General features: G+C 68.3%; 14 protein-coding genes. 5 read left to right on the forward strand and 9 right to left on the reverse strand.

Annotated features, from left to right (window positions below; all coding sequences use genetic code 11):
* Window positions 1-8: 8 nt before the first annotated feature.
* Complete coding sequence (locus ABT123_RS20085) at window positions 9-374, forward strand: DUF1330 domain-containing protein (RefSeq protein WP_502970997.1); 366 nt, start codon at window positions 9-11, stop codon at window positions 372-374.
* Between the two features lie 109 nt (window positions 375-483).
* Here ABT123_RS20085 and ABT123_RS20090 read toward each other — a convergent pair whose 3' ends face one another.
* From ABT123_RS20090 to ABT123_RS20120, 7 genes are all read right to left on the reverse strand, one after another.
* On the reverse strand, window positions 484-1626 hold the full coding sequence (locus ABT123_RS20090; protein ID WP_351316169.1) for a DUF418 domain-containing protein: 1143 nt from the start codon (window positions 1624-1626) through the stop codon (window positions 484-486).
* A 306-nt stretch (window positions 1627-1932) separates the two neighbouring features.
* A complete protein-coding gene (locus ABT123_RS20095; RefSeq protein ID WP_351316172.1) occupies window positions 1933-3372 on the reverse strand; it encodes an FAD-dependent monooxygenase family protein in 1440 nt (479 codons plus the stop codon).
* Complete coding sequence (locus ABT123_RS20100; protein ID WP_351316175.1) at window positions 3369-4574, reverse strand: MAB_1171c family putative transporter; 1206 nt, start codon at window positions 4572-4574, stop codon at window positions 3369-3371. The genes ABT123_RS20095 and ABT123_RS20100 overlap by 4 nt, the downstream gene beginning before the upstream one ends.
* Window positions 4571-5449, reverse strand: coding sequence for a hypothetical protein (locus ABT123_RS20105; protein WP_351316178.1), 879 nt, complete (start codon window positions 5447-5449; stop codon window positions 4571-4573). Before ABT123_RS20105 ends, ABT123_RS20100 begins: the two co-directional genes overlap by 4 nt.
* Window positions 5450-5560: 111 nt before the next feature.
* Window positions 5561-6151 (reverse strand): helix-turn-helix domain-containing protein, encoded by a 591-nt coding sequence (locus ABT123_RS20110; RefSeq protein ID WP_351316181.1) that lies wholly within the window; start codon window positions 6149-6151, stop codon window positions 5561-5563.
* A gap of 614 nt (window positions 6152-6765) precedes the next feature.
* The gene (locus tag ABT123_RS20115) at window positions 6766-7128 is read right to left on the reverse strand and encodes a hypothetical protein (protein ID WP_351316184.1); all 363 of its coding nucleotides are present in this window, start codon (window positions 7126-7128) and stop codon (window positions 6766-6768) included.
* A gap of 113 nt (window positions 7129-7241) precedes the next feature.
* Window positions 7242-8786, reverse strand: a complete 1545-nt coding sequence (locus ABT123_RS20120; protein ID WP_351316187.1) for an ISL3 family transposase — start codon at window positions 8784-8786, stop codon at window positions 7242-7244.
* Window positions 8787-9042: 256 nt separating this feature from the next.
* Between ABT123_RS20120 and ABT123_RS20125 the strand changes: the two genes are divergently transcribed.
* The 3 genes from ABT123_RS20125 to ABT123_RS20135 all read left to right on the forward strand — a co-directional run bounded on the left by ABT123_RS20125 (window position 9043) and on the right by ABT123_RS20135 (window position 11019).
* The gene (locus ABT123_RS20125; protein WP_351316190.1) at window positions 9043-9360 is read left to right on the forward strand and encodes a hypothetical protein; all 318 of its coding nucleotides are present in this window, start codon (window positions 9043-9045) and stop codon (window positions 9358-9360) included.
* A gap of 284 nt (window positions 9361-9644) precedes the next feature.
* Window positions 9645-10487, forward strand: a complete 843-nt coding sequence (locus tag ABT123_RS20130) for a MerR family transcriptional regulator (RefSeq protein WP_351316193.1) — start codon at window positions 9645-9647, stop codon at window positions 10485-10487.
* A gap of 337 nt (window positions 10488-10824) precedes the next feature.
* Complete coding sequence (locus tag ABT123_RS20135) at window positions 10825-11019, forward strand: hypothetical protein (protein WP_351316196.1); 195 nt, start codon at window positions 10825-10827, stop codon at window positions 11017-11019.
* 37 nt (window positions 11020-11056) lie between these two features.
* Here ABT123_RS20135 and ABT123_RS20140 read toward each other — a convergent pair whose 3' ends face one another.
* The gene (locus ABT123_RS20140) at window positions 11057-11410 is read right to left on the reverse strand and encodes a hypothetical protein (RefSeq protein WP_351316199.1); all 354 of its coding nucleotides are present in this window, start codon (window positions 11408-11410) and stop codon (window positions 11057-11059) included.
* 146 nt (window positions 11411-11556) lie between these two features.
* Here ABT123_RS20140 and ABT123_RS20145 point away from each other — a divergent pair, with 146 nt between their 5' ends.
* Window positions 11557-12441 (forward strand): glycosyltransferase family 2 protein, encoded by an 885-nt coding sequence (locus ABT123_RS20145; protein WP_351316218.1) that lies wholly within the window; start codon window positions 11557-11559, stop codon window positions 12439-12441.
* 20 nt (window positions 12442-12461) lie between these two features.
* On the opposite strand, the gene ABT123_RS20150 is transcribed toward ABT123_RS20145, so the two are convergent.
* The gene (locus ABT123_RS20150) at window positions 12462-13055 is read right to left on the reverse strand and encodes an NAD-dependent epimerase/dehydratase family protein (RefSeq protein ID WP_351316202.1); all 594 of its coding nucleotides are present in this window, start codon (window positions 13053-13055) and stop codon (window positions 12462-12464) included.
* Window positions 13056-13192: the final 137 nt, after the last annotated feature.

Here is a 13192-nt window from a genome sequence, read left to right on the forward strand (position 1 = left end):
GGAGCCCCGTGGTGCCCGCTTACGGCTTTGCTCATCTCCGCAGCCGCCGGAATCACTCCGACGTCATCGAGTACCTGGAGTGCATCCAGGCAACCCTCGACCCCTTCGCAGGCCGCTTCGTCATCCACGGTCCGCCGGCGGAAGTCGTAGAGGGAAATTGGCCTGGCAGCATGGTGCTGATCGAGTTCCCCAGCCTGGCCGAAGCCCGTGCCTGGTACGACTCTCCCGCCTACCAGACCATCCTGCACCTGCGTACCGACCACATCGAAGGCGACCTGCTGCTGATCGAAGGTGTCGGGCCGAACTACGACCCGGCCGAACGAGCTCGCAAGCTGCAAGAAGAAGCCGGCCGGGCTAGCCAGTCGACCAGTTAGTCCAACAGTCGCAGACGACCTGTTCATCCTGTCGGCAAGCGCAACAGCCAGCACTCGTCCGTCGCCGGCATCCACCGGGCGCTCGCCGAGGGTGACAGCGGAGTGTGCGTCAGCGTGTGGCCGCCGCCGACCGGTCGCGGTCGTGCGGGAGCCGTGCAAGGGTGACTGCGCGGAGTAGCCATTCCACTGGGCCGTACCGGTGTCGGGCCATCAGTCGGGTGCTGAGGGCGAGTTGGGTGGCATACAGGACGAGCGCGCCGAGTACGACGATGGCCGGGCTGAGGCGGTCGTACAGGGCAAGGCCGTAGGCGGTGAAGACCAGCGCCATGACCAGGGACTGGCTCAGGTAGTTGGTCAGGGCCATTCGGCCGGCGGGAGCGAAGAGCGCTGCGATGCGTGCGCCGCGGGCGGTCTTCATGAGGAGGAGCATTCCGCAGACGTATGTGGCGGTGAGGGCTGGGGCCGTGACTGTTCCCACCATCTGGCCGAGGACTGCCCAGCGGGGACCGAGCGGGCCGCTGATGGCCAGAGCCATGAAGAGGCTGCCGGGCAGGCCGACGGCGGCACCGAGCACGAAGATGCGGCGCATCTGCGCCTTCTGGTTTCCGGTGTCGGTGAGCAGGCGCCGCTTGCCGCAGTGCAGGCCGGTCAGGAAGGCCGCCAGGACGAAGCCACTCATCAGCAGTGCGGCGAGGAGCGCGTCGGGCAGCTGGCCGATGTTGGCCTGTACGACGGAGGCGGCGTCGCCGCGGTAATCGTCGACCAGTCCGACGAAGCCCGCGGCGAGTTCGGCGTCCAGTTCGGCCGCCTCGGCGTCCGACATGAGCAGGAACGCCAATCCCATGAGAAGCATGAGGGCGCTCACGCAGCCGTACACGATCCGGGCGGCGCGTAGGGCCGTCTCTGCTGAGCAGTTGCGTGCGGCGATCAGGATCAGGCCGAGCACCGCGTAGGTCATGAGGATGTCGCCGATGTACAGCAGTACGGCGTGCAGGACACCCAGGACGAGCAGGCCGAGGGAGCGGCGCAGCAGCCGGGGAACGGCGCTCGCGCCGTCGCGGTCAGCGGAGGCCAGCTGGAGAGTGAAGCTGTAGCCGAAGAGGAACGAGAACATCAGATAGAACTTGCCGACCACGAAGGTCTGGACGATGCCCTCGACGGTCCGGTCCAGCGTGGAGGCGCCCGGATCGTCGGCGGCTCCGAGGGCGTACGGGGTGGCCATCATCAGCGCGTTGACCAGCAGAATCCCCACGAGCGCGAAACCACGCAGGGCATCGACCTCCGGTATTCGCGGCGGCCGGTCTCCTCGTGTGTGCGCAAACGTTACGGGCACTGCTTCCCCCCAGGTAGTCGTGGGTGTGTGGGGCTCCCTGGTTGCCGTACGGCGGCGGCCCGGCCCAGTTCGAAGAACTGACCGGGGGTGGAGCCCACTCCTTCCGTGGTGACGGTAGCCCGGCGAAGGCCGTGGGCCTGGTGGCGGGGGATCCTGCCGCCACCAGGCCTTGCTCTCCCTTGCCTGCCTGCGGCAATGGCTCCCGTGAACGTCCCACGGCGGCGGCTACTGGTGACTGCTGCCGGTGGGCTCTTCGGTGCGCAGCGGGTCGCGGTCGAGGACGTGCTGTTCCCTCGGTGTGAGGGGAGGTGAGACCAGCAGGGGCTTGCGCAGGCCGCGGGCGGCCGAGATGAGGACGCCCGGGGCCGCCAGGACCGATGCGGGCTTCTGCATCGTCATCACATCGGTGAGTGCCTGGACGACGCCGAAGTCGCCGATCGCGGTCTGGTTGAGGCGGTGAACGTACCGCGCAGCGAGCCGGTCGGCGAAGGTCGGGGGCTTGCCGATCGCGCCGGGGTAGAAGCGGTCCTGGCCGACGGCGAGAAGCCAGGCTGCCGTGGCCGGCCGCGCGATAGCCTTCTGTGCCTTGGCCGCGAACCGCGGCGCGTCCACCGCACAGGTCCGCGCAACCTCGCGCAGAGCCGTGGCGCCGATCGCGGCAGCGGACATGCCGTGGGCGTAGACGGGGTTCAGGCTGGTGGCGGCGTCGCCCAGCACGACGAAGCCGGCCGGCATCCGGGCGGTCTCGAAGCGGCGGCGGCGGTTGGCCGTCCGGCCGTAGACGACCACGTCGCCGATCGGTTCGGCCCGCGCGAGGAAGTCGGCGGCCAGCGGGTGGCGTACGCCCCTCGCGAACGCCTCGTACAGATTCGCGTCGGCGCTGGGGTGCCCGCCCTGTGTGCTGGAGAGGCTCACGCTCCACTGGCCGTCCTCGATGGGAACGATGGTGGCCACCTGCCCCGGCTTCCCCGATCGGGGGTCGGCCTGGATGTGGACGATGGGCCAGTCCGTCTTGGTGCCCTCGGGGGCCCCGTACCGGCGGCTGGCGTAGAGCACGCCCGCGTCGACGACGGTCTCGCGCACCGCGGGCCCGCCGATCTCCTCGAGCCACTGCGGCGCCTTCGAATCACGGCCGGTCGCATCCACCACCAGGTCGGCGTCCATGACCTCGGTCCGGCGCGCCGCGTCGAGGACCTGCACCCCCGTGACCCGGCTCCGATCGCCCACGAGTCCGACGATCTTCACGCCGGTGCGCACCCGCACGTTCGGGAGGGCCAGGACTCCGAGGCGGATGCCCCAGTCGATCAGATCGCGGCTCGCCCCGATGACATAGTGCGTCTCCGTCCATCGCCGGTACCAGCCCGCGGGCGAGTACGAGACCATGCCGTTCGGGATCGGTATGCGATGGGCTCCGGCCTTCAGCCACGTGCCGGTGGTGCCCGGGAGGAGATTCTCGACGGCGTCGGCGCCGCCCGACCAGAGCATGTGGGTATGGGCTCCCTGTGGCAACCGTGCTCGGGGGGCCGGGGTGTCGGGAAGGGCTTCGTCGCGTTCGAGGATGACGACCTCTTGTACGTGCGGCGCCAGGGCGGCTGCGGCCAGGGTGCCGGCGAAGCCGCCGCCGAGGACGACGGCGCGGGGGCTTCCGCCGTGTTGCTTGCTCATCGTGTGGTGCTCCCTAGGGTGGCCGCTTCGCGGGCGGCTCGGACGATGTCTGATGTGGAGAGGGCCAAGGACATGCGCACGAGACCGTCCGCGTCGTGGGGTGAGGCAAGGACGAGTCCGTCGTCGGCGGCATGCGCGGCCAGCTCCGTCTGCTCGTCTGCGCCGGCCCAGAGGGCCACGGCATGGACCAGCGCTGCGGCGTCGGCTATGGCCGCTGCTGCCTCGGCCTCGGTGGGGCTTGCCGCGAGGGCCTCGTCCAGCGCACGGTCCCGTTGTCGGGCATCGAGGAAGGGATTGACGGTGAGGATCCCGTCATGGATGTCGGCCTCGAGCCGGATGACGCGCATGCCGATGGGAGTCCATGGTCCGGGCGCGGGGCTGAGCCTGTCCCGGGTTGTCTCCCGTAACTCCCGCCACAGGGGTTGCAGCTGGTAGTACCGCCGCCAGATCCGTACGTGGTTCGAGAGGCCCCGGGACACCAGGGGAAGCACGAATCCGGTGCCGATCAGGAAGGCGCTCAGCGAGGCGAGGACGGGCGCGTACTGCCAGCTCAGGTGGTCCAGGTCGCGGCCGGTCCAGCGGGCCCCGACGGCGGTGAGCTTCAGGGCGTCGAACCCGAGGTTCAGCGAGTACCCGAGGACGATCAGGACGAGGCCGGCCCGCAGGGTGCCCGGTACCTCCCGGGCCCAGCGTCCGCACAGGATGGTCATGGTGATGGCCGCGATGGTGTGTGCCACGAGGTAGAGGACGATCATCTCGCGGATGAAGGGGGTGGACGCGTAGTAGGTGTCCAGGTCGCGCAGCCGTTCCACGGGCGCGTCGCCGAGGAGGAAGAGGGCGTTGATGGCGACGATGACCGCGATCGTGGCCGTGGTGCACCGGCGGGCCCACCGGGTGGTCCATTCGGCGTTCCCGGGACCGTTGCTCCAGCGAATGATCAGAACGATGTTGGCACCGGAGAAAGCGGTCAGCAGGCTGTAGACGACGGGGGCGGCGGCGTTCGGTGTGCCCGTGATCCTGTTGACGGCGGCGATCGACGGGAGTGCGGCGGATGCGAACACTCCGGCCCCTACGAAGAGGAGCACGCACACCGATCGGAGCAGGGCGTCCTTCGGGTTGCGCAGGAGGGCGGGGACCTTGAGGAAGGCAGCCAGGAGCAGCAGGGCGCAGGGTAGGTAGAACCCCCATCCGACGGGGCTCACGAAGCCACCCGCCGGCCGTGGACGGTGCTGGTCTCGTGGGCGGTCAGCGGTGCCTTCGCCAGCGGGGGCAGGCTCGGCCCGCGAAGGACCGCCCAGAGTACGGCCGGACGGAACATCGGTGTGGGGCGCAGGGTGGAAAGACTCATGACCTCGAAGAGGGCCTCGGTGACCTGGCTCCGGCTGGTCGATGTCCTCATGAACCGGCCGAGGTAGGAATTGAGCAGACGGGCGGCGATCGGGGGCTTGGGCCCTGTGGCGCCGGGGTACCGGATGTCCTGGCCGGCTGCGAAGTCCCAAGCCGTGGTGACCGGAACGGCGATGCGTCGCTGGACTGTCCGGGCGAAGCCTTCGTACGCCAGTCCCCGCCGGGATGCCTCCTCGCCCAGCGCGACCGCGGAGTGGGCGGACCCTTCCGCCTCTACTTCCTCCTGGTCGCCCGGAACCATCGCCTTGCGCGCCGCCACCAGGCGGACGGCCTCGTCGAGCTGGCCATCGGTGAGTTCGTCGCCGACCAGTCGGGTTGCGACGTGCGCCCCAAGGGTGTGGCTGCCGCAGTGCCCCCGCATCATGTGCCAGATCTCGTGGCCGAGGATGCCCAGACTGTGGAAGGGACTCGTCGACCGCACGACGACGATGACGTCCTCCGTCTCACGATCGAGCCACAGTCCGGACACCGGCCCGACGCCGGCCGGGAAGTTCTTTCTCACGATGCGTACGGGGCGCCCACGGAGCAGGGAGAGACGAGCGGCCATGCCGGCTATGAGCTCATCGATGTCGCTGGGGGCCGGATCCCCCAGCCCTAAGTCCAGCTCGTCACAGAGCCGGACCATCTCCTGGTGCAGCTCGCGCAGGTTGCGCCGGTTCCTGATCCCCACCCTCGGCTCCTCAGCTACGCGCCGCGTGCCACGCGGCGCGGTTCGTCAATCCCCCGTGGCCCTGCCGACGTGGCCAGGCACTCGTACTCGTACTCGAACTCGTCCTCGTACTCACGTCTCTTGATCGTCCAGGACGATGTCGTCCATGAGGGCCTTCATCAGCGCCAGTGTCTCGGCGAGCTTCTCCGGCGCGCCCCGGAACGAGACCCGCCTGAGCCGGTACTTCTCCTTGAGCCCGGCAAGCGAATGTGCCTGCTCCGCCTCCAGCCGCTCCCGCAGGGCGCGGTCGAGGGCCTGCGACGGGGTTGCGGTCAGGAAGCCGCGCGGGACCTTGAAGAAGTCCTCGATCAGAGCGGCGTGTTCCAGCTTGGGGATCTTGCGACCGTTGAGGATCTCGCCGATCCACTGCTGTGTCACCCCGGCGGCCTGGCCGATCTCCGCCCTCGAGAACTGGGAGCCGTCCGACTGCAGTCGAGTCGTACGGAGAAACTCCAGCCTCTGCGCCACCTGTTCCATGAAGTTCATCTCCGGCATCGGCCGTCGGCTCAGACCGGCCCGGACGACGCGCACCGGCAAGCCGGTGCTCCATGACAGCGGGCCTGGGTCGAGAACCTTGTCGTAGTCGAGTTCCGCCTCGTCGATCAGTTCCTCGAGGAGTGCGAGGCTCTTCAGGTGGGGGTGGCGCTCGCCCTCGTCGGTCACAGGTCCTCCTGCGGGTTGCGGCTGAGGCGCCGTGCGCCGTGCGCCGGCTGAAGGGTATGGCCCCGACCTGCGTACCCAATAGACCAGAACGACGATCGATTCCACAACTGAAACAATCGTCGATTTTCAGACCGGATCCAGCCACCGGTCTTCAGCAGTTCAAGCAGCCACGGCACATCTGCCACCCCTCCCTTGCGCAGCAGATATGAAAGGATTGATTCAGGGCGTGAATCGATCGTTGACATCAATCCGCTGGGCGTAGCAGGAGCTTGGGACCGCGATCCGATGGATCGGAAAGCGACCATGCGACGAAAGACGGACGGACGTCCTCCGTGGGGGGAGGGGACCGGGTACTTCGCCACCCTGACCCCGGCGTAGGCCTCCGAGGGTGTCGGCTCCTCGAGGAGACTCCCCGCCTCCTGCTGGCCCACGGTCTGACACGCATCACGCTGGTTCTCACCGAACCCGGTCACCGGGACTCCCCCCACGGCGCGGCCCTGCCCAGACCGCCGCGGGCTGCAACCCGGTCCGTCCCGCTCCTGAAGGCCGTCCCGTAAAGGGGCTCAAGGCCCGGGGCCCAAGTGGGTCAGACGCTGGACGCCGACCGTTCGGGATCAAGAGCGCTTCTGCAGCCATTGAAGCGCGGCAGCCAGTGTCACCTCGATGTCGTCGTTCCATGAACAGACTTCCAGCCACGACAGGTAGCCGCCCTGCGTGAAGACCAGAACCTCACCGGGGCACTCACCAGCCTCGGTGACGAGCTGCGCTTCGGCCGCCACGACAGTGCCGGGGCCGGTGGGCGCGGGCTCCACCTCGCTGGTGTCGAGTTCGAAGTGGGCGGTACCGCACCCGCATGTGCAGCGCGCTCGGACGCTGAGGTGCGGAACCTGCCTTCGGAGTGCGGCATGAACCGGATTGTCCGTGTCCAGGAGCTCCGCAAGCACGTCGGCTACGTCGGCAGGCAGGCTCTCGGTCATGCCGTCACCGTATCTGACCAGCGGTTTTTGACTCCGACTGCGCCCAGCCCATTGCCATTCGGCCGGCCTGATGGGGCTCCTTGAAAATGGCTCTGACCGGAGTTCCGTGAATCTCATGATCGGGTGAGGATGCGTGTGCGGAGGAGGGCGAAGGACGCCCGGCCGTACATCGCTCTCTTGAGTGTTTTCACGCGGTTGACGTGGCCTTCGACGACTCCTGAGCTCCAGTGCAGGGTGAGTCCGGCGGTGACGGCGTCAAGGTCGCCGCGGAGGAAGCCGGCGAATCCGCTGATGGGCTTGGGTGCGTCCTGCTCGGCCTGGCGGATCCACTCGATCAGGAGGAAGCCGCGCCGGTTCCGGAGGAGTTCGGCGAAGGCTCGGGCGAGGTCACAAGCCCGGGCGATGTCCGGGCAGGCGATCCGCACGTCCAGCAAACGGCGGGCGAGATCGGGCGGGAGGGTGTCCTGCGGTCGCATGATCCAGCCGGTGATCTTGCGAGGGCTGGGGATGTCGGCTCGGACGGGCTCGGCATTGCCGGCGCGGAGGGCGGCGAGGTGCTTGCGGACGACCTGGCGGCTGCCGCGGTAGCCGCGTTCGCGGATCTCCAGAAACAGCCGGCTGCCGCTGACCTGCCCCAGGCTCTCGGTGAAGCGGCTGTTCAAGTACGGCTTGAACGGCTCCAGCACTCCCGCCGGGCGACGTTCGTGGGCGGAGGCCAGAAGCTGGTCGAGGTCGGTGTCGCGGAACCTCCGAACGGTCTTGCGGTCGAGATGGAGACGGCGGGCGATGGCGCTGACGGTCCAGCCTGCCGCGACCAGTTTGTGGACCTCGGCGTGGCGGTGGCGGGTTCGTTCGATGATCTGCGTCCGCGGCAGCTCGTGCAGCGGGAGCTGCATCAGCGGTGGCGCCTCGGGTATCGCGGCAGTCTCTTGGTCGGCGCGTTTGCGCAGGCAGGCGCGGTGCTGGTGGCATGTCTTCTCCACTGCGGCGGCGAGGTTCTGCAGCAGGTGCCAGCGGTCGGCGACTTCCACCGCGTCGGGGGCGGCTTCCTTGATCGCGCGGGTGTAGGCCGTGGCCCGGTCGCGGCAGATAATCTCGGCACCGGGGTGCTCGCGCAGCCAGGCGGCGAAGGTCTCGGACGTGCGGTCGGGCAGGACGTCCACGACACGGCCGTCCTCGACGTCGACCAGGAGGGTTCCGTAGGTGCGGCCCTTGCGGAAGGCGAACTCGTCGACGCCGAGGGCCCGCGGGGAACGTTCCGGTGAGGTCGGAGGGTCCAGGAGTTCCAGCAGTCGGGTGCGGCCTGCGACGAGGTGCATCCGGCGGCACAGCCGTTCGCCGGCCCGCCCTCCGAGCTCGACCGCGACCTGCCGCAGCCAGGCCTTCAGCCCGAGGCTGGAGCGGCGGTATCGCTCGCTCAGCCCGCTGACCTGCTCGACGAACGTACGACGCCGACACTGGGACCGATCACAGAAGAACCGCCGGACCTTCAGTCTGACCAGCAGTTTCCTCCCAGACAAGGGCCGCTCGGCCAGGCTTCGCTCATAGGAGGAGTGGACCCTCCGGGCCCGGGCACGACACCCCGGGCATCTGGGCGGCGGGCCGCATGCAGTGGCCACCACGACCAAGTCCTCCGCCGTGAACTCCACGGCCTCCATGCGAACATCGACGTCCGGGAACAGCACATCATCCAGCGAGCAGACCCCCACCAGCCAGGCATGCCCTGCCAGAACGTTCCAGCACGCAAGTCCTGACCTGGGAATTCACGGAACTCCGGTCAGAGCCGTTTTCAAGGCTGTGGCGGATATTTCGTGATGGCCATGTTGGAACCCGCAGAGAGTGGTACGGGTCCGGCGACACGGGGTCATTCGCGTGGTTGACAGGCACTTCGTGGGGCTGTGACAGCATGCCGACATGGCATCAGAGATCTGGGAAGACGAGGGTGAGTACTACTGCTTTCAGGCGGCCCATGTGGAGTCCGATGAGGCCTGGGTCTTCGAGCTGAGTGAGGCACGCCAGGCGCCCGCGTCCTGGGCTGGGACGGAACATCAAGACGCCGTCATGCCAGGCGTCGTCATGGTCGCTGTGGTCGCTCATGATCCGGACGTCGAGAAGCCACCGTTCGTGCGCTTTGACCCGGAGCAACCAGTGCCGTTCGAGTTGATGAAGCGGTTCGTTTCGCGTGTTGCCGAGATGTTGGACGTCCTGAAAGAGACACAGTCACCCCGCTAGGGATTCGCCAGCGTCCTTCGCCCTCCTCCGCACACGCATCTTCACCCGATCATGAGATTCACGGAACTCCGGTCAGAGCCTTGAAAATCCCCAACCCCTGCTCGGGGTGCCATCAGACCTGCTCGACGGATCTCCCCAGCCATTCCGAGCCTGTCCTGGGACGGGACACCCATGGCGAGGGACCGCCCGATACCCCGTCAGGGTCTGGGTGGTGTGTGGTTGCACATGCCGTAGCGGCATGTGGTGTGGTCGAGGGCACCACAGCACGAAAGGCCCTGTCTGCGATGTACCCCTCCGCCACGCCTCCCCGCGAGGTCAAGATCGGCGATGCCGCCGCCTTCGCCGGAACCACCCCGCGCGCCATTCGTCACTACCACCAGATCGGTCTGCTGCCGGAGCCCGAGCGAGGCGGAGACGGACGCCGCCGCTACGGCTACGACGACATGATCCGCCTGCTGTGGATCCGCAAGATGTCCGAGGCCGGCATCAGCCTGGACGACATGCGGGCCGCCTTCGACGAAGCCCGGGACGTTGAGGACGTCCTGGGCCGGCTGGAGGAGACCCTGGCCGCCCAGGAGGCCGACATCAAGCGTCAGCGCGCGGCAGTCCAGCGCCTGCGGGTCGTAGGCAGCCCACTGGGCTTGCTCTCCCCGTTGGTCACGGACCGGCTCAGCCACCTGCCTTCTGACGCACTGCGCCCCTCCGACCTGGACGCCCTGCTCGTCACAGAACGGATCTTCGGACCACTGGGAGCCGCAATTCAGGCCAGCGTGTTCATCACCCTGGCGACCCATCCCGGCCTACGGGCCGAGGCAGACCGCCTTGACGCGGCCGACGCCGCCCTCGATGACACCGTCGACCCCCACGACCCGCAGGTCGAGGAACTCGCCGCGCAACACTGCGCCCACCACAAGGCCCTGCTCCAGGCCATTGAAGCCGCCGGACTGGACGTGGCCGAGGAGAAGCTCTTCGAAATCTACGACGCCGAGGCGAGCGGCGAGGAAGACGCCCAGATGAGTGCCTTCGAAGCGGTAACCAAGATGCCCTATGGCTTCTCCGCAGCCCGGACGCGGTGCATGGAACTCACGGCACGGCTCCTTGACCGGGACCTCTCCGCAGGCAGCTGATTGCTGGTGTGGCCGTGCGTGAGGCTCCCGGATTGGCCATCGACACGAAGCCCGTCTCGACACGGCCCGCACACTCCACGAGCGGGAAACCCAAGCCGACGCCCCGGGCCACGCTCCTTGAAACTCCCTACTTCGTTGAAACGACTGGGCGATCTGGGGCCTGATCAAGTTCTTCCGGTGGGCTCTTTTTGACCACGTGCACACGAACACCCTTGAGCGAAGCATCACCGCGGCCCCCGGAAGCGACGTCGGATTTCTCGATCATGATGAGGTCTACGACGGCTTCGGTGCCCCTCCCGCCCTTCTGCCACCGGAGCGCGTGACCGAGGTCTCCTGAGTGCTCGATGTCTTTGACTTGAGCAAGGCCCTCGCCCGGCTTCCGAAAGACAACGCAGAAGCAGGCCGGGTGTGCGGCTTCGGCGGCTTCGACGGCAACCTCCCGGCATACCTCGCCCAGCACTTCGACGCGCTGCGGGCTTTCTACCAGGGCGCATCCCGCCGTCGCCTCGCGGTCGTGACCTGGGTCGATTGAAACCCGGGTCCCGGTTTCCGGCGCAGGATTCCCCGTTCTACACAGAGTCACTCACCCAGATTTCCGTGACCACGCCATGCTCGGCATCGCTCGCCTTCACAACCTCACGCTCGTCGGCTGACCGATAAAGCAACAGGTCAGAACCTGAGTTGAAGCCGACCTGCGCCCCGGCGCACAGCACGCTCCCCTTCCGTACGGTGCTGAACTCGTGCACCTTCACGTCCGGGCCGATGATCACGTCATCGCCGGTGATCGCCGTGGGGTGGACGTACGCGCTGGGGTGGATACGCCGGTCCTTGCCCAGCCCCGTCAGGGCCTCGCGCTGGAGGCCCGACCACTGGGCGAGGAAGTCGGCCAGGTCGACCTTCTCCAGGCCGCCGTACGCCGTCACCGCGATCGGCCCCTGGTGGGGGCGTTGACGTGGTCGCCGAGGACGATCCGCTCTTCCCTTGCCGGTCCTGCCTTTCTCGCGTTCGGAGACCAGGGTTTGGCGGGGGTACGCTCGCCGTTCACCTGGTGCCTAAGGAAGTGGTGGTGATGGTGGTCGTGAGCCGGCCGCGTGTGGGTGTCGCCGTGCTGACCATGGGCGACCGGATGCCTGAACTGCTGGCCCTGCTGAAGTCCGTGGCCGAGCAGGACGAACCCGCGGCCCGGATCGTCGTCGTGGGCAACGGGACGGCCCTGCCGGGTCTGCCGGACGGCGTCACCGGGGTGGAGCTGGCGGAGAACCTGGGGGTGTCCGGCGGCCGGAACGTCGCCTGGCAGCGGCTGCGGGACTTCGGGGACGTGGACGTCCTGGTCGACCTGGACGACGACGGTCTGCTGCCCGGGACGGACGTGTTCCGGCGTATCGCGGACCTGTACGCGGCGGACCCGCGCCTGGGCATCGTCTCCTTCCGGATCTCGGACGAGACCGGCGCCACCCAGCGCCGCCACGTGCCCCGGCTGCGGGCCAAGGACCCGATGCGGCGGGGTCTGGTGACGACGTTCCTGGGCGGCGGGCACGCGCTGTCGATGCCGATGCTGGAGCAGACCGGGGGCTGGCCGGACCCGTTCTTCTTCACCCACGAGGAGACCGACCTGGCCTGGCGGGCCATCGACCGCGGCTGGGACGTCCTCTACGAGCCCCAACTCGTCCTCCAGCACCCGAAGACCTCCCCGGCCCGGCACGCGGTCTACTTCCGCATGACCGCCCGTAACCGGGTCTGGCTGGCCAAGCAACACCTGCCCGCTCCCCTCGTCCCTGTCTACCTCGGCGTGTGGGTGGCCCTGACCCTCGCCCGCACCCGTTCCCTGGCCGGGCTTCGCGCCTGGTTCAGCGGATTCGCGGAAGGCGTCCGGACATCCTGCGGCCCCCGGCGTCCCATGCGGTGGCGGACGGTGTGGCGGCTGACCCGGCTCGGCCGGCCCCCCGTGATCTAGACCCCGTCATCGGGCGGCGGTCAGGCAGCCGCGGTATTCGCGAGCCAGGCCGGCGTTGCCGCAGGCGTCCTCCGGAGCCATCGCACGTACCGGTCCACCCCCTCCGTGATGGTGATCCGTGGCTTCCAGCCCAGGACGTTCTCCATCCGGCGGGTGGCCGCGTATCCGCCCAGGGGATCCCCGGCCGGCAGCGGCGTGGTCAGGAACTCGGTGTACGGGTAATGCTCCTGGACGAGCTCGGCGACCTTCCGAACCGTTGTGGGGACACCGGTGCCGATGTTAACCGTCTCGGTGTGGGCCCGCGGGCTGACCAGGGCGCGCAGCGTGCCCTCGGCGTTGTCGTCGACGTGGACCAGGTCCCGTACCTGCCGGCCGCCACCGTTCAGGTGCAGGGGCAGACCGAGGTGGGCCCGGGCCGCGAACCATGCGACGACCCAGGAGTGGCTGTTCGGCTTCTCCGTCTGCGGCTCGCCGTAGACGGAGAAGAACCGCACGATCGCGTACGACGTGCCAACCTGGCCCAGCACCAGCGCGGTCTGGTCCTCGCCCCAGGCCTTGGTGTTGCCGTACATGCCGGTGAACTCGTGGAACTGTGGCGGGATGCGACCGTGCACGGCCTCGAGGAGCTGCCGTACGGCCAGCAGCTCGAGACTGTCGGTCCTACCTTTCTTGATGTGGGCCTGAACTGGTCATTCGTAAGATCGGTGGGGCCCAGGGGTCCCGGGTATGGCTGTCACTGTGACGCCGTTGG

The sequence above is a fragment of the Streptomyces sp. NPDC002054 genome, from assembly GCF_040296685.1.
Classification (GTDB): Bacteria; Actinomycetota; Actinomycetes; order Streptomycetales; family Streptomycetaceae; genus Streptomyces.